The organism is Jatrophihabitans sp. (genome assembly GCF_036000465.1).
In the GTDB taxonomy this organism is placed as follows: Bacteria; Actinomycetota; Actinomycetes; order Mycobacteriales; family Jatrophihabitantaceae; genus Jatrophihabitans.
This window is the reverse complement of record NZ_DASYFV010000024.1, coordinates 1-15,328: the sequence shown is the minus strand read 5'-3', so window position 1 is coordinate 15,328 and position 15,328 is coordinate 1. Positions and strand designations below refer to the sequence as shown.

Sequence of the window (15,328 nt, the reverse complement as noted above, 5' to 3'; positions counted from 1 at the left end):
GTGGCCGGGCATCTAGTGGCCGGGCATCTAGTGGCTGGTGGCGCCCACGCCGGGCCGCACGAGCGCGACCCAGGTGTTGCCGGGGCCGAGCAGGATCGGCGCACCCTTGCTCGTGCGCAGCAGCGTGCCGCCGGACAGCGCGCCGCGGATCCACGAACCGTCGATGCGCTTGCCGTCGCGGAACACCGCGACCGCGCCGTGCCCGACTGTGATGGTGAACTGCGACGGGTTGCCGTTGACGTCGGTGTCCTGCGGGTGCGGGATGATCCGGCAGGTCTGCACGATCACGTTGCGGGTCGCGACGAGCTGGCCGTCGGCCGCGCGCTGGGCGACGCCGTCGATGTAACGGATGTACTTGTGCAGCGTGTACGAGTAGCGGAACTCGACGACCTGGCTGCCGACGCGGGTGTGGATGTCGATGGCCTTCTGGGCCGTCGCCAACTGGGGCGACGCCGCGGCGAAGGTGAAGCCCATCGGCTTCGGCAGCGCCGTCCTGGCGTCCTTCGCGACCTTGAAGAGGTCGAGCAGCAGGTTGATGTAGCTCGACTCGTTGCGGCTCTGCCGGTGGTAGTAGGCCGCCCCGCGGTCGTTGATCCAGCCCTTGATGCCGGACTTGTCGAGCAGGGGCAACGCGTCGTGCCCGCCACCGGACGCCGCCTCGGTGATCCGGCCGAATTGCAGCAGCAGGTCGGGGTCGCTCGGGCGCGTGGAACGGACGTAGCCGACGGTCGGTTTGTGGCTGCCGAAGATCGCGGCGAGGCGCGACAGGCCACCCTCGGCCTCTTCGATGTAGACGATGTCGGCGAGGTCGATCGCGACCTGCGGGCGTCCCGGCGGGGTGTCGTCGATCTTCACCGCGATGGTCGGCGTGGTCGGCACGCTGCCGAGACCGGTGTAGGGGTTGAGCTTGCGCGCGGGCGCCGGTGCCGGGGCGGGCGTCGAGGACGAGGCGGCGGCGGACGTGGTCGCCGACACCGACGGACTCGCCTTCTTCTTCGCGTCGCCGCTGCAGGCGGCGGTGGCGAGCAGGACGGTCACCGCGATGGACGCGACGAAGGCACGGGTCGGGCTGATCATGGCAACAGATCCTCTTCAGTGACGCGTCGGGGGGTCAACACGTGTCGGTACCGGCAGGGTGTCGTCGATGTCGAAGAACTCCGGCAGTTCCCGCCGGCCGGCCATGCGGAACAGCCGGGGCAGACGCCGCGCGCGCAGGGCTCGGGTGTCTCGTACCGCATCATTGTAGAAACGGCGCGCGATCAGGACCCGGGCGGCCGCTTCTCTCAGTTCGTCCGCAGCGTCGGGGCGCAGCGGTTCGGGCAGTTCGGCCAGCTCGGTGACGGCGCGGCCGACCGCGTTCTCGACGCCCTGACGCTCGTGCCCAGCGTCGCCCGCCGCGAGCGCCCGCTGCGCGATCCCGTCGTACTCGTCGCGGCGGCCGGCCGGAACCCCGCTGTTCGCCGACTCGGCGACGTGCAGCAGGGCGGCGGCGCGGCGCACGAGTTGGGCGTCCATCGCGGCCTGGGCCGCATCGACCCGGGCGTGCAGGCGGTCGAGCCGGGTGAGCGTGAACGTGATCCACATGGTCAGCAGGACCGCCACGACGACGGCCGCGATCAACCAACCGACGGGGAGCACCCCAGGACTCTAAGCCACCGACCGGGTCAGATCGGGACGCCCGCACCGGCGATGGCCAACTCGTAGACCCGCAGCACATCGGACACGATGACCGACCAGTCGAAGGGGGCGACGACCTCGGTGCCGGCCGCGACGAGGCGCGCCCGCAGGTCGGCGTCGTCGAGCACCTCGACCAGCGCCGCCGCGAGGGCCGCCGAGTCGCCGGTCGGGAACAGCCGCCCGGCCACCCCCGCCCCGAGCACCCGCCGGAACGCCTCGAGGTCGCTCGCGACGACCGCGGTCTCCGACGCCATCGCCTCGAGCAGGATCACGCCGAAGCTCTCGCCGCCCGTGTTCGGCGCGCAGTACACGTCGACGCTGCGGAGCATCCGGGCTTTGTCCTCCTCGCTGACCTGACCCATCAGCTCGAAGCGGTCGGCCAGACCGTCGGGCAGCCCCTGCAGGAAGTCCGCCGAGTCCCCCCGCCCCGCGACGAGCACCTTGAGGTCGGGACGCTCGGGCGCCAGGACCTCCAGCGCGCCGACCAGGACGTCCATGCCCTTGCGGGACTCGTCGTAGCGACCGATGAAGCCGATCGTGCCGCCGCCCGGCGAATGGCGCGGGTAGCCGGGCAACGGCTCGGCGTCGGTGTAGTGGGCCACGGCCACGCCGTTAGGGATCACGACGGCGTCGCCGCCGAGGTGCTCGACGATCACCTTGCGCGCGGCCGGCGACACCGCGATCTTGCCGGTGATCTTCTCCAGGAAGGGCTGCAGCACCGAGTCGAACGCCGACAGCCAGCGCGACCGGGTGACGGCCATGTGGAAGGTCGCGACGAGCGGCCCCTCGTGGATGATGCAGGCCAGCAGCGACAGGCTCGGCGGAGCCGGCTCGTGCACGTGGACGACGTCGAAGGCCCCGTCGCGCAGCCAGCGCCGCACCCGCGAGGCCGCCACCAGACCGAACTGCAGCCGGGCGACCGACCCGTTGTACGGGATGCGGACCGCGGCGCGCCCGGCCGCCGTGACGTAGGGCGGCAGGCCGGGGGTGTCGTCGTCGCCCGGGGCGAGCACGGAGACCTGGTGGCCCCGGCTGATCAGCTCCTCGGCGAGGTCGCGGACGTGGGCCTGCACCCCGCCGGGGATGTCCCAGGAGTACGGGCAGACGATGCCGATGCGCATGCCGGTCACCTACCGGACCGAGGCGGCCGGCGGGCCGGCCTTGGCGGCGGGGGCCGGCCGCGGCGGCAGGTCGGCCGTCCAGAGCCGCTGCAGCATGTGCCAGTCGGCCGGGTACTCGGCGATCTTCGCGGCGAAGTGGTCGGCGACCGCCTGGGTGCCGTGGGTGACCCGCTCGCGCAGCCGGCCCTCGGGCAGCTCGATGCGCGGCCCGATCCAGTGGCCCCAGCTGTCGTCGCCGACGAAGCGGCAGTGCACCGGGTGCAGGGCCGCACCGGTGGTGGCCGCGAGCAGCGCGGGGCCCGCGGGCATGCGGGCCTTCTCGCCGAAGAAGTCCACCTCGATGCCGTGGTTCGACAGATCGCGGTCGGCGACGAGGCAGACCACCCCGTTCGATCGCAGGCGCTCCGACAACACGTCGGTCGGCGGCCGCTCGGCCCCGGTCAGCGCGATGACCTCCATGCCGAGACCCTCACGGAGGGCGACGAACCGGTCGAACAGCGAGTCGGGCTTGAGCCGTTCGGCCACGGTGGTGAACGAGCCGTAGTGGCGCACCAGCCAGCAGGCCGCGGTGTCCCAGTTGCCCGAGTGCGGCAGGGCCAGGACGACACCCCGGCCGCGGTCGAGACTCGCCTCGAGGTGCTCGGTTCCGGCGGCGTTCTCGTCCATGCGCGCGACGACGTCGTCGAGGTCCATCGTCGACAGGCGGAACGTCTCCATCCAGTAGCGCGCGTAGGACCGGAGCGCGTCGCCGACCAGAGCGTCCATCCGCAGCTCGGACATCGCCGGGCCGACGACGCGGCGCAGGTTCCTGCGCAGCTGCCGGGCGCCCCCGCCGTTGCGCACCGCGGCGGCGTCGGCCGCGGCCTGAAACGCTCGCGCCGACATACCTCGCGGCATGGTCTTGATCATGCCCCAGCCGGCCGCGTAGCCCGCGCCCACGGCGCGCTCCCGCAGGCCGTCGAGCATCACGCGTCGGCCCGCTCGCGGGGCGCCTGCGCCTTCGACTGCGTCCAGACCGTGGCGAAGCGTTGGAAGACGGTCACGGTCGAGGCGGCGACCAGGAGCCACAGGGCGACGGCGAGGACGAACGGCACGCCCAGCCCGGTGAGGCCGGTGCCGACGAGCACGATGATCAGCCGCTCGGCCCGCTCGGCGACGCCCACGGTGGCGGTGAGCCCGGCCGCCTCGGCCCGGGCCCGGATGTAGGACGTCAACGATCCGAGGATCAGGCACAGCAGCGCGGCCAGCAGCATCCAGCGCTGCCCGTGCTCGGCGAAGTACCAGGCGACCGCGCCGAAGACGGCGGCGTCGGCGATCCGGTCGCAGGACGAGTCGAGCACCGCCCCGAACACCGAACCCCGACCACCTGCGCGCGCGACCGCACCGTCGACGATGTCGAGCAGCACGAAGAACGTGATCACCATCGTCCCGGTGAACCACCAGCCGTGGGCGAGGAACACCGCGGACGCGGCAACCGCACCCACCGTGCCGACCAGCGTGATCGCGTCGGGGGTGATGCCGGCCTTCGCGAGGCTGGTGCCGAGCGGGACGAGGGCCCGCGAGACCGCGGCCCGCGCATGGATGTTGAGCACGCTCTGCTGGTGTCCGTTCGGGGTCAGGGCGCCGGGTGAGGACTGGCGTCGGTCGACCAACGATAGCCGCCGGGCGCCGACGATCTGCGCCGAGCGCTTGTCCGCCGGCGCGGTTGGGTGTCGAATGCCGGAATCGGTACGTACGGCCGGGGGACGACTCGACGACGAACTGGAGACCCGCCTATGTCGAACAAGAAGGCCGCCACCCGAGGCAGGACATCCACCGCGACGGCCACGTTCGACACTGCGGACAGACCGGAGAAGATCCGCAACGTTGCGCTCGTCGGACATTCCGGTGCGGGCAAGACCACACTCGCCGAGGCCCTCCTCGCCGCCACCGGCACCATCCCCCGGGCCGGGTCGATCGTCGAGGGCACCACGGTCAGCGACCACGACCCGGTCGAGATCGCGCAGCAGCGCTCCGTCGCTCTCGCCGTCTGTCCGCTGCAGTGGGACGGCGTGATGATCAACCTGCTCGACACCCCCGGCTACCCCGACTTCACCGGCGAGCTGCGGGCCGGGCTGCGCGCGGCCGACGGCGCGCTGTTCGTCGTCTCGGCCGCCGACGACATCGACCCCATCACCGTCGCGCTCTGGGAGGAGTGCGCCGCCCTCGGCACGCCGCGCGCCGTCGTCATCACCAAGCTGGACGCGCCGCGGGCCGACTACGACGCCGCCGTCGCCGCCTGCCAGCGGGTCTTCGGCGGGGCCGACGGGCAGGCCGTCCTGCCGCTGTACGTGCCGGTCGACGACCGCACCCTGATCGGCCTGCTCTCGCGCAGCCGCGTCTCCTACGCCGACGGTTTCCCGCCCACCGAGTCGGCCGCGGGCGACGACGACATCGACGAACCGCGCGGCGCCCTCATCGAGGCGATCATCAACAACAGCGAGGACGAGACGCTGCTCGAGCGCTACATCTCGGGCGAGGAGATAGGGCTCGAGGTGCTCGTCGACGACCTCGAGACGGCAGTGGCCCGCGGCACGTTCTTCCCGGTGCTGCCGGTCTGCTCCGAATCCGGCCTCGGGCTCGCCGAGCTGCTCGAGGTGCTGACCGGCGCCTTCCCCTCCCCCGTCGAACTCGACCTCCCCGAGACGCTCGGCCTGTACGGCAACGGCGAGAAGGCGCTCGAGTGTCGCGCCGACGGCCCGCTGCTGGCCGAGGTGGTGCGCACGACGGTCGACCCCTACCTCGGTCGCCTGTCGGTGCTGCGGCTGTTCTCCGGCACGCTGACGCCCGAGACCGCGATCCACGTGTCCGGGCACGGGGGCGCCGAGCGCGGCCATCCCGACCACGACGCCGACGAGCGGGTCGCCCAGATCTTCTCGCCCCTCGGCGCCACGCTGCGTCCGATCGAGCGGGCCGTGGCCGGCGACATCTGCGCCGTCGGCCGCCTCGGCGTGGCCGAGACCGGCGACACGATCTCGGCGAAGTCGGCGCCGCTGCTGATGGCCCCGTGGGAGATGCCCGAGCCGCTGCTGCCGATCGCGGTCGAGGCGGCCACCCGCGGCGACGAGGACGCGCTGGCCAAGGCGCTCGCCCGCCTCACCGCCGGCGACCCCACCGTGCGCATCGAGCGGCACGCCGACACCGGCCAGCTCGTGCTGTGGTGCCTCGGCGAGGCCCACGCCGACGTCGTGCTCGACCGGCTGCGCGCGACCGGCGCGCACGTCGAGACCGTGCCCCTGCGCATCGCGGTGCAGGAGACGTTCACCCGCGAGTCGCGCGGCCACGGCCGGCTCGTCAAGCAGTCCGGCGGGCACGGCCAGTACGCGGTCTGCGACGTCGTCGTCACGCCGCTGCCCCGCGGCTCGGGCGTCCAGTTCGCCGAGAAGGTCGTCGGCGGGGCGGTGCCCTCACAGTTCATCAGCTCGGTCGAGAAGGGGGTGCGGACCCAGCTCGAGCTCGGCGTGACCCAGGACCACACCCCGGTCGTCGACGTGCTCGTCACGCTGACCGACGGCAAGTCGCACAGTGTCGACTCCTCCGACGCCGCGTTCCAGACCGCCGGCGCGCTGGCGGTGAAGGACGCCGCCGCGAACGGCGACCTCTGCCTGCTCGAGCCGCTCGCCGCCGTCGACATCACCGTCCCGGACGCGCACGTCGGCGCCGTGCTGTCGGACCTGTCGGGGCGCCGCGGCCGGGTCACCGGCACCGAGCCGGACACCACCGCGATGATCGGCATGGAGCGCTCGATCGTGCACGCCGAGATACCCGACGCCGAGCTGGTGCGCTACGCCACGACGCTGCGCTCGCTCACCGCGGGCACCGGCCGCTTCACCCGGCGCTTCGCCCGCTACGACCTCGTGCCGCCGAACGTGGCCGGCTCGTTGCGCGAGGCGCTCGCCGGCTGACCGCGAGGTTCCGTCCACAGGGGACTTGTCCCACTTGGCCGGGATGTCGGGCTCGGTTACGGTCGAGCGACCTGCCACCGACGATCATCCGGAGCCCGTGTGACAACCCCCGACCTGCCGACCGCCGAGCGGCTGAAGGCCTACCAGGAGCAGCACCTCGCCCGCATGCGCGAACTGCAGGCCCGCGGCGCGGCGGTGAAGGCCCGCCTCGAGGCCACCGAGATCAGCCAGACGTCGCGTGACGGCGCGGTCACCGTCGTGGTCGGCGCCGGCGGCGTGCTCAAGAAGCTCACGTTCGGCGCGAAGGCGGACGGCGTGCCCCCGTCCCGGCTGTCGGCCGCGGTGATGGCCACCTACCGGCAGGCCTGCGCCCAGGCCGCCGAGCGCAGCACCGAGGCGCTGTCGGCGCTCGTCGGGCCGGACAATCCGACGTTCCAGCTGCTACGCGACGCGATCCCGCCCGCTGCCGACGAGAACGGACGATCATGACCGGGTACGAGGTGGATCCGGCAGCGCTGCGCTCGCACGCCGCGCGGCTGGGCGAGATCGCCGGGCGCATCGAGCACGCCGCCGACGCGGCCGACGAGGAGGGCATCGGCGGCACGCACCCGTACGGGCTGCTGTTCTCCCCGATCGCGGTGCCCGTGCTCGGCGCCGTCGCCGCCGCGGCGAAGCAGCTGATCTCGGGCTCCGGCTCGCTCGGGCGCGGCATGCAGTCGTCGCTGTCGAAGAACGTCGACGTCTACGAGCTCGTCGAGCAGCGCACGTCCGAAACGCTCAAGGGGCTGGTGTCGTGAGCGGCAACGACCTCATCGCCGCGCCGGAGTCGGGCGATTGGACCTCCGGGGTCGGGTTCCTCGGCGACGGCAAGGCGCTCATCGACGACCTGAACTCCGACTCGACGGGTGCGGCCGACATCGCCGTCGATTCGGTGATGGAGACGCTCGACATCCTCGGCCTGGTGCTCGACCCGCTCGGCGGGGTGTTCTCCGCGGGCGTCGGCTGGCTGATCAACCACATCGGCTTCCTCAAGGAACCGATCGACGCGATGCTGGGCGACCCCGACGAGATCGCCGCCGTGGCCAAGACCTGGGCCAACATCTCGGCCGCCCTGTTCGAGGCCACCGGCGACCTGAGCCGGGAGTTCTCCTCGATCGACTCGTGGCGCGGCGATGCCGCCGACCACTACCGCACGGCGGGCGGCGACTACACCGGCCTGGTCGGCGCGGCCGCGGCGGCCGCGGCCGCGCTGTCCGGGCTGACGACCGCCACCGGCGTGCTCGTCGCGATGACCCGCGACGAGGTCTTCAAGGTCGTCAGCGACTTCGTCGAGCGGGTGGTGCTGTACGTGCTCGCCGCGCTCGCGAGCTCGTGGATCACCTTCGGGGCCTCGCTCGAGGTCGCCATCACCGTCATCGAGGTCGACGCCGAGATGCAGGCGGCGTCCATCGAGACCACGACGATCCGGGTCGAGGGCGAGATCACCGTCTACACCGGCAAGCTGGGCCAGATCGCCCGCAAGATCGAACCGGTGCTGCACGCCCTCGAGCGGTGGAAGGGACGCATGGAGGGCAACCAGTTCGGCCGGGTGATGCAGGCGCTCGACGAGCGGGGCCCGAAAGCCACCATCGAGACCATCAAGCAGCTCGACGGCACGATCAAGGAGCTCGAGAAGTGACGGCGGCCGCGCTACCCGACCGCGTGACGCTGAAGCTCGGCGCCTACGCCCGGCTCAACGGCGGCAACGTCGCCCAGCGGACCGGCTCGGGTCTGCTCGCCCTCCCGTTCATGCCCGCCATAGCCCTGTTCCTGCTGCGCTTCTACCTCACCGCGCTGGTCTTCCTGGTGGTGGCGGTCGTCGGTGTCATCGCGTTCATGCGGCTGGCCCGACCGGCGGCGAAGGTCACCGCCTTCGCCGACGCCGCCGGCATCCACTGGTACTCGGGCGGTCCGGCGAGCGTCCCGTGGGAGCGGATGGACTGGGTCGAACTCGGCAACAACCAGCCCGGCGGCAAGCTGATCGCAGCCATGGGCATGAACACCGGCAACGTCCGCACCGGCGACTACCTCACTGTCACGGTCGTGAGCGGGGGGACGCCCTACGAGGTGATGCCGGTGCGTGGCGCCGGGGCGGCGAGTCGCAAGGCGTTCGGCGAAGGCGTGGCGGCGCTGGCCCGGGCCCACGGCGTGCGAGTTCGCGTGCTCACGCTCGGCTGGGGCACCGAGGACGCGAACTGCGAGGCGCCGCAGCTCGGCTGAGGCTAGAGCCAGCTGCCCGGCCGCGATACCTTGAACAGCTGCTCGGCCTTGCCCGGCCGGGGCTGCTGCTGTGCCTTGATCGCGATGATCGCCGACCCGCGCACGATGCAGCCGCTGCCCGGTCGGGTCTCGTGCAGCACGTCGGGCTCGTTCTCGGCCCGCTCGCGCCACTGCCGCGCGATTGCGTTCGCCGCCGGGACGTCGGGCAGGTCGGAGCCCACGAGCACCCGGCTCCCGCTCACCAGCTCCAGCCACACCTCGTGCACGGGGCGCGCTTACTGCTTGGGCAGGTTGAGCTTGCTGATGTCGGGCATCTCCATGCCCTTGGGCAGCTGGCCGGCGTTGAAGCCGGGCGGCAGTCCGCCGGGCATCCCACCCGGCATCCCGCCCGGGAAGCCGGCGGGCAGGCGCGGCTGGGACGGTCCGCGCCCGCCGCCACCCTTCTTGCCCTTGCGCTTGTTCTTCTGCGACTTGGTGGCGCTGCGCTTGCGCATGCCGGGCAGGCCCATGTTGCCGAGCTGGCCCATCATCTTGCGGGCCTCGAAGAACCGGTCGACGAGCTGGTTGACGTCGCTGACCGCGACGCCCGAGCCGTTGGCGATGCGCAGCCGGCGCGAGCCGTTGATGATCTTCGGGTTCTCCCGCTCGAGCGGGGTCATGCCGCGGATGATCGCGGCGGTGCGGTCGAGGTCCTTGTCGTTGACCTGGGCCATGGCCTCCTTCATCTGCCCCATGCCCGGCATCATGCCGAGCAGGTTACCGATGGGGCCCATCTTGCGGATCGCCTGCAGCTGATCCAGGAAGTCCTCGAGGGTGAACTGGTTGCCCGACTGCAGCTTCGCGGCCATGCGCTCGGCGTCGGCCTGGTCGAAGTGCTTCTCGGCCTGTTCGATCAGGGTGAGCATGTCGCCCATGCCGAGGATGCGCGAGGCCATCCGGTCGGGGTGGAAGACGTCGAAGTCCTCGAGCTTCTCGCCGTTGGACGCGAACATGATCGGCTGACCGGTCACCTCGCGCACACTGAGCGCGGCACCACCGCGGGCGTCGCCGTCGAGCTTGGTGAGCACGACGCCGGTGAACCCGACGCCGTCCTGGAACGCCTCGGCGGTGTTGACGGCGTCCTGGCCGACCATCGCGTCGACGACGAACAGCACTTCCTGCGGGTCGATGGCGGCGCGGATGTCCGCGGCCTGCTGCATCATCTCCGCGTCGATGCCGAGCCGGCCGGCGGTGTCGACGATGAGCATGTCGTGCTGCGCGCGCCGGGCGATGTCGACGGAGTCCCGCGCCACCTGCACCGGGTCCCCGACGCCGTTGCCGGGCTGCGGCGCGTAGACCGCGACGCCGGCGCGCTGCCCGACGATCTGCAGCTGGTTCACCGCATTCGGGCGCTGCAGGTCGCAGGCGACGAGCATCGGGGCGTGGCCCTGCTCGCGCAGCCAGTGGGCGAGCTTGCCGGCCAGGGTCGTCTTGCCGGCGCCCTGCAGGCCGGCGAGCATGATCACCGTCGGCGGGTTCTTGGCGTAGCGCAGCCGCCGGGTCTCGCCGCCGAGGATCTTGACGAGCTCCTCGTTGACGATCTTGATGACCTGCTGCGCGGGGTTGAGCGCCTTGGAGACCTCCTCCCCGCGGGAGCGCTCCTTGATCGCGGCGATGAACCCGCGGACGACGGGCAGCGCGACGTCGGCCTCGAGCAGCGCGATGCGGATCTCGCGTGCGGTCGCGTCGATGTCGGCGTCGGACAGCCTGCCCTTGCCGCGCAGGTTGCTGAAGACCGAGTTGAGCCGGTCGGAAAGGGTGTCGAACAACGAGGGTCCTAACGGTCGGTTCGTCCGTCCCAGCCTACTGGGCGTGGCCCGCGGCGGCAGAGTTCCGGCGGTCCGGGGCCGACGCCCGGGTCCCGATGGGCCTGTGGCGTGGCCTGTGGCAGGCATGGTCACCCGGATCACGGCCGTAGGCTCAGGACCTGTGCCGACCGCTCCTCGCACCGTCGTGACGCTCAGCCGCTCCGGCGGCCTCAACCACCGCCTGGCCGCGGCGGCCTCGGCGCTGCTCGGCGCCTTCGGGATCGTCTGGGCCGTCGTCGGCCCGGCCGGGGCGGTCGTGGCCGTCCTCGGCGCGCTCCTGCTCCTGGCCGGCGGCCTGCTCGCCTGGGGCGCGCGGATGGCGGCCGACCGGCTCGTCTTCGACGTCGACGCCATTTCGCGCGACATCGGCCCCCGCAACTTGTGGCGGCTGCGGTGGCAGCACATGGCGGCGGTCAGGTTCGGGCGGCTGCCGCGCGAGGACGAGTCGGAGAACGAGCTTCCCGACGGCCCCGACGCCCCCTCTTCGGGCCGGCCCCGCGACGCGCTGTGGCTCGTGCCGCTCAGCGCCGTCGCGGGGCACCCGGAGATCGCCCCCGCGCTCGCGCCCCGCCCGATCGACGGGGTGACGCAACAGACGTTCGAGGTCCCGTTGGGCCGCGACCCGAAGGTGTGGGACGCGGTGCACGCGGCGGTGCTACGTCACGCGCCCGCCCGGCTCGTCGTCGACTGACCGTCGGCCCGGACGGGCGGGTTACAGAAGGCCGCGCCCGCCGTCGACGTAGATGACCTGGCCGGTCACGTACCCGGACTCCTCGCCGGCGAAGAACGCCACGGTGTTGGCGATGTCGTCGGGCACGCCGCCGCGCCGCACCGGGATCATCGAGGCCACGTTCTCACGCATCGCCTCGATCGTCGTGCCGATCCGCTCCGCGGTGGCCTTGGTCATGGCCGTCTCGATGAACCCGGGGGCGATGGCGTTCGCCGTCACGCCGAACGGGCCGAGCTCGATCGCGAGTGTCTTGGTCAGGCCCTGCAGGCCGGCCTTGGCCGTCGAGTAGTTGGCCTGCCCGCGGTTGCCGAGCGCGGACGTGGACGACATGCACACGATGCGGCCGTACTTGGCCTCGACCATGTGCTTCTGGGCGATCTGGCTGCACAGGAACGCGCCGCGCAGGTGCACCTCCATGACCAGCGTCCAGTCGTCGTCGGTCATCTTGAACAGCAGGTTGTCGCGCAGCACACCGGCGTTGTTGACCAGCACGTGCAGGCCGCCGAACTCGCCGACCAGCGTGTCCACCGCAGCCTGCACCTGGTCGCGCTTGGACACGTCGGCGCCGAGGCCGATCGCGGTGCCGCCAGCCTTGGTGATCTCGTCGGCGACGGCCTGCGCGGCGTCCTGCTGCAGATCGAGCACGCCGACCTTGGCGCCGTCCGCGGCGAGGCGCTGCGCGACCGCCGCGCCGATTCCCTGCGCGGCACCGGTCACCAGCGCGACGCGGTCCTGAACTCCTGGCATGTGTGTGTCTCCTCGTGACTGACGGTTGACTCGTGATTCGACGATCGACCTAGCGGTTGACCAGGCGGCGCATGCCGGCCAGCCAACGATCAGGGTCGGACGCCTTCTGCGCCCAGAACGTACCCACCTGCGGGTGCGGCAGCAGCAGGAAGGTCTCCTCCCGCAGCCCCGCGACGACGACGTCGGCGACGTGTTCGGTGCTGACGATGTCGCCGGACGCGGCAACCGCTTGCGCACCCGGGTCGCCCGCGGCGAGCGGATCCATCAGCAGCGGCGTGGCGACGCCCATCGGGCACAGCACGCTGACCCCGATCCCGCGGTCGCCGTAGGTCACCGCGAGCCATTCGGCGAAGGCCACCGCGCCGTGCTTGCTGACGGCGTACGGCGCGTCGCCGGGCGAGGTCAGCAGACCCGCTGCCGAGGCGGTGTTGAGCAGGTAGCCCGACCCGCGTTCCAGCATGTGGGGGACGACGGCACGCGCCGCGTACACGTGTGCCATCAGGTTCACCTCGAACGCCGCGTGCCACAGGTCGTCGGGATCGTCGAGCCCGACGCCGGTGGCGATGCCGGCGTTGGAGCAGAACAGGTCGATGCCGCCGTGTTCGGCGATCACGCCGCCGACGAGAACACGCAGCGCCTCGGCGTCGGTCACGTCGCAGACCCGCACGCCGTCGAGCGCGACGCGGTCGACGGCGACCACTGTCGCGCCCTCCGCGTCGAAGCGCGCCGCAAGCGCCGCCCCGATCCCGCCGGCACCGCCGGTGACGACAGCCACCTTGCCCTGCAAATCCATCAGGAAACCTTTCCAAGTTGTCGGATGACACCGATCCGCGGAACGGTCGGCCCCCACCCATCTAGCGCGGCTGCAGTCCGGCGAGCACGAAGTCCGCGAGCTCGGTGCCGATCTGGGCAGCCTTCTTGCGCCCGGACGGGCGGTACCACAGCGGCAGCTCGTTGATCACTCCGAAGATGGTGAACGTGATCGTGTCCGCCGACGCGACCTGCGCGAACTCCCCCGACGCCTGGCCGGCGCGGATCAACCGGCGCACCTCGTCGTGGTAGCGGCGGCGGGCGGCCCGATAGGCCGACGTGTGTTCGTCGCCGAGCCGGTGCAGTTCGCGCCAGAACACCAGCGCACGCTGCGAGGACGCGGCCGTGGACTCCACGAGGTCCACGATGATCGCGCGCAATGTGTCCGCGGGCGGCAGGCCCCGGGCGAGAATCGCGTCCATCCTTTCGAGCTGGCGGGTGATCAGGTCGCCGTACACCTCGAAGAGCAGCGCGTCCTTGCTCGCGAAGTGGTGGTAGAAGCCGCCCTTGGTCAGCCTCGCGCGCTCGATCACCTGGGTCACGCTGGTGGCGTCGTAACCCTGCGCGGCGAACAGTTCGACTGCCGCCGACACGATGCGCTCGCGCGTGCCACGGTCTGCCCCGGTCGCTGCGCTCGCGGTCATGTGATCTTGCGGAGTTCCTCGCGGGCGAGCGAGCGCAGGTGCACCTCGTCGGGCCCGTCGGCCAGGCGCAGCGTGCGCAGCTGGGCCCACATCTCGGCCAGCGGCGTGTCACTCGAGACGCCGGCGGCACCGTGCGCCTGCACCGCCTTCTCGACCACGTACAGCGCGGCGCGCGGCGCGGCGACCTTGATCGCCGCGATCTCGGTGCGGGCCTTGGCCGCACCGACGGTGTCGATGAGCCAGGCGGCGTTGAGCACGAGCAGCCGGGCCTGGTCGATCGCCACCCGGGACTCGGCGATCCACTCGCGCACGACGCCCTGCTCGGCGATCGGCTTGCCGAACGCGGTACGGCTCACCACCCGCGCGCACATCAGCTCCAGCGCGCGCTCGGCCATTCCGAGACTGCGCATGCAGTGGTGGATGCGGCCGGGGCCCAGCCGGGCCTGCGCCATCATGAAGCCGCCACCCTGCGGGCCGAGCAGGTTCGTCGCCGGCACTCGCACGTGGTCGTAGTGGATGACGCCGTGCCCGCCGTGCGGACCGTCGTCGTAGCCGTAGACCGTCGTCGACCGCTCGATCGTGACGCCTGGGGTGTCCAGCGGGACCAGGATCATCGAATGGCGGGCGTGCCGCGGCGCATCCGGGTCGCTCACCCCCATGACGATCGCGACCTTGCACTCCGGGCGCAGCGCGCCGGTCGACCACCACTTGCGCCCGTCCACGACGTAGTCCTCGCCGTCGCGGGTGATGGTGGTGGCGATGTTGGTCGCGTCCGACGACGCCACCGCCGGCTCGGTCATCGAGAAGCACGAGCGGATCTCGCCGTCCAGCAGCGGGCGCAACCACTGCGACACCTGCTCGTCGCTCGCGAACATGGCGAGCAGTTCCATGTTGCCGGTGTCGGGCGCGGAGCAGTTCATCGCCTCGGGCGCGAGCGCGGCCGACCGACCGGACAGCTCGGCGATCGGCGCGTAGTCGAGCACGGAAAGCCCGGCGCCGTAACGCTCATCGGGCAAAAAGAGGTTCCACAGCCCCTGGCCGCGTGCGGTGTCCTTCAGCCCGGCGAGCACGTCCGGGGTGCGGAACGGCTCCCCCTTGGCCCGGTTGTCGGCGGCCTGGCGCTCGAACTCGTGCTCGGCGGGATAGACGTGCTCGTCGAGGAACTGGCGAACCTGCTCCTGCAGGGCCTGCGAGCGCTCGCTGTGCCGGAACTCCATGGTGGACTCCTATCGCTATCGGGCAGCCAGGGTGGTCAGCGCGGTGTCGAGCAGGCGCGGGACGGCCGGGCCGAAGTGCGCGAAGCCCTCGCCGACCGTCTTGCCCTGCAGGTAGCGGTTGTGGATGCCTTCGGCGATGACCGCGAGCTTGAAGTAGCCGAACGCGATGTACCAGTCGAGGTCGGACAGGTCGCGCGGCGAACGCTCCCCGTAGCGGACCACCATCTCGGTCGCGGTGGGGAATCCGTCGGACGGGCTCATCCGCGGCATCACGAAGTCCCCGTCGGCCGACAGCGTCTGGTAGACGACGAGCAGGCCGACATCGGTGAGCG

The 15,328-nt window shown here is 71.8% G+C and carries 17 protein-coding genes and 1 pseudogene; 6 read left to right on the top strand and 12 right to left on the bottom strand.

Annotated elements, in window-relative coordinates; genetic code table 11:
• Positions 1-27: 27 nt before the first annotated feature.
• Genes VGN18_RS08810 through pgsA form a run of 5 tightly spaced genes read right to left on the bottom strand, consistent with a single transcriptional unit; the run spans position 28 to position 4,390 of the window.
• Positions 28-1,077 carry a DUF3048 domain-containing protein gene (locus tag VGN18_RS08810; protein ID WP_327539301.1) on the bottom strand — a complete coding sequence of 350 codons (1,050 nt, stop codon included), beginning with the start codon at positions 1,075-1,077 and terminating at the stop codon, positions 28-30.
• A 15-nt stretch (positions 1,078-1,092) separates the two neighbouring features.
• Positions 1,093-1,638 (bottom strand): NUDIX hydrolase, encoded by a 546-nt coding sequence (locus VGN18_RS08805; RefSeq protein WP_327539300.1) that lies wholly within the window; start codon positions 1,636-1,638, stop codon positions 1,093-1,095.
• A 26-nt stretch (positions 1,639-1,664) separates the two neighbouring features.
• Positions 1,665-2,798, bottom strand: a complete 1,134-nt coding sequence (locus tag VGN18_RS08800; protein WP_327539299.1) for a glycosyltransferase family 4 protein — start codon at positions 2,796-2,798, stop codon at positions 1,665-1,667.
• A gap of 9 nt (positions 2,799-2,807) precedes the next feature.
• Positions 2,808-3,764 (bottom strand): phosphatidylinositol mannoside acyltransferase, encoded by a 957-nt coding sequence (locus tag VGN18_RS08795; protein ID WP_327539326.1) that lies wholly within the window; start codon positions 3,762-3,764, stop codon positions 2,808-2,810.
• On the bottom strand, positions 3,764-4,390 hold the full coding sequence (gene pgsA, locus VGN18_RS08790; protein WP_327539298.1) for a phosphatidylinositol phosphate synthase: 627 nt from the start codon (positions 4,388-4,390) through the stop codon (positions 3,764-3,766). Before pgsA ends, VGN18_RS08795 begins: the two co-directional genes overlap by 1 nt.
• A 183-nt stretch (positions 4,391-4,573) precedes the next feature.
• On the opposite strand from pgsA, the gene VGN18_RS08785 reads away from it, so the two are divergent.
• From VGN18_RS08785 to VGN18_RS08765, 5 genes are all read left to right on the top strand, one after another.
• Positions 4,574-6,742, top strand: a complete 2,169-nt coding sequence (locus tag VGN18_RS08785) for an elongation factor G-like protein EF-G2 (RefSeq protein WP_327539297.1) — start codon at positions 4,574-4,576, stop codon at positions 6,740-6,742.
• A gap of 99 nt (positions 6,743-6,841) precedes the next feature.
• Positions 6,842-7,231 (top strand): YbaB/EbfC family nucleoid-associated protein, encoded by a 390-nt coding sequence (locus VGN18_RS08780; RefSeq protein WP_327539296.1) that lies wholly within the window; start codon positions 6,842-6,844, stop codon positions 7,229-7,231.
• Positions 7,228-7,539 carry a type VII secretion target gene (locus tag VGN18_RS08775; RefSeq protein ID WP_327539295.1) on the top strand — a complete coding sequence of 104 codons (312 nt, stop codon included), beginning with the start codon at positions 7,228-7,230 and terminating at the stop codon, positions 7,537-7,539. The genes VGN18_RS08780 and VGN18_RS08775 overlap by 4 nt, the downstream gene beginning before the upstream one ends.
• Positions 7,536-8,420: a hypothetical protein gene (locus tag VGN18_RS08770; protein WP_327539294.1), complete on the top strand. Its 885-nt coding sequence runs from the start codon at positions 7,536-7,538 to the stop codon at positions 8,418-8,420. The genes VGN18_RS08775 and VGN18_RS08770 overlap by 4 nt, the downstream gene beginning before the upstream one ends.
• Positions 8,417-9,001 (top strand): hypothetical protein, encoded by a 585-nt coding sequence (locus VGN18_RS08765; protein ID WP_327539293.1) that lies wholly within the window; start codon positions 8,417-8,419, stop codon positions 8,999-9,001. The genes VGN18_RS08770 and VGN18_RS08765 overlap by 4 nt, the downstream gene beginning before the upstream one ends.
• A gap of 2 nt (positions 9,002-9,003) precedes the next feature.
• On the opposite strand, the gene VGN18_RS08760 is transcribed toward VGN18_RS08765, so the two are convergent.
• Positions 9,004-9,267: a hypothetical protein gene (locus VGN18_RS08760; RefSeq protein WP_327539292.1), complete on the bottom strand. Its 264-nt coding sequence runs from the start codon at positions 9,265-9,267 to the stop codon at positions 9,004-9,006.
• A 9-nt stretch (positions 9,268-9,276) separates the two neighbouring features.
• Positions 9,277-10,809, bottom strand: coding sequence for a signal recognition particle protein (gene ffh / locus VGN18_RS08755; protein ID WP_327539291.1), 1,533 nt, complete (start codon positions 10,807-10,809; stop codon positions 9,277-9,279).
• A 160-nt stretch (positions 10,810-10,969) separates the two neighbouring features.
• On the opposite strand from ffh, the gene VGN18_RS08750 reads away from it, so the two are divergent.
• A complete protein-coding gene (locus tag VGN18_RS08750) occupies positions 10,970-11,539 on the top strand; it encodes a hypothetical protein (RefSeq protein ID WP_327539290.1) in 570 nt (189 codons plus the stop codon).
• Between the two features lie 21 nt (positions 11,540-11,560).
• Here the strand turns inward: VGN18_RS08750 and fabG are convergent, their stop codons facing one another.
• From fabG to VGN18_RS08725, 5 genes and pseudogenes are all read right to left on the bottom strand, one after another.
• Positions 11,561-12,325, bottom strand: a complete 765-nt coding sequence (gene fabG / locus VGN18_RS08745) for a 3-oxoacyl-ACP reductase FabG (RefSeq protein ID WP_327539289.1) — start codon at positions 12,323-12,325, stop codon at positions 11,561-11,563.
• Positions 12,326-12,374: 49 nt separating this feature from the next.
• The gene (locus VGN18_RS08740) at positions 12,375-13,118 is read right to left on the bottom strand and encodes an SDR family oxidoreductase (protein ID WP_327539288.1); all 744 of its coding nucleotides are present in this window, start codon (positions 13,116-13,118) and stop codon (positions 12,375-12,377) included.
• A gap of 61 nt (positions 13,119-13,179) precedes the next feature.
• Positions 13,180-13,779: a TetR/AcrR family transcriptional regulator gene (locus VGN18_RS08735; RefSeq protein WP_327539287.1), complete on the bottom strand. Its 600-nt coding sequence runs from the start codon at positions 13,777-13,779 to the stop codon at positions 13,180-13,182.
• Positions 13,776-14,996 carry an acyl-CoA dehydrogenase family protein gene (locus VGN18_RS08730; protein WP_327539286.1) on the bottom strand — a complete coding sequence of 407 codons (1,221 nt, stop codon included), beginning with the start codon at positions 14,994-14,996 and terminating at the stop codon, positions 13,776-13,778. The genes VGN18_RS08735 and VGN18_RS08730 overlap by 4 nt, the downstream gene beginning before the upstream one ends.
• 15 nt (positions 14,997-15,011) lie before the next feature.
• A pseudogene (locus VGN18_RS08725) lies at positions 15,012-15,328 on the bottom strand (phosphotransferase family protein); the annotation flags it as partial.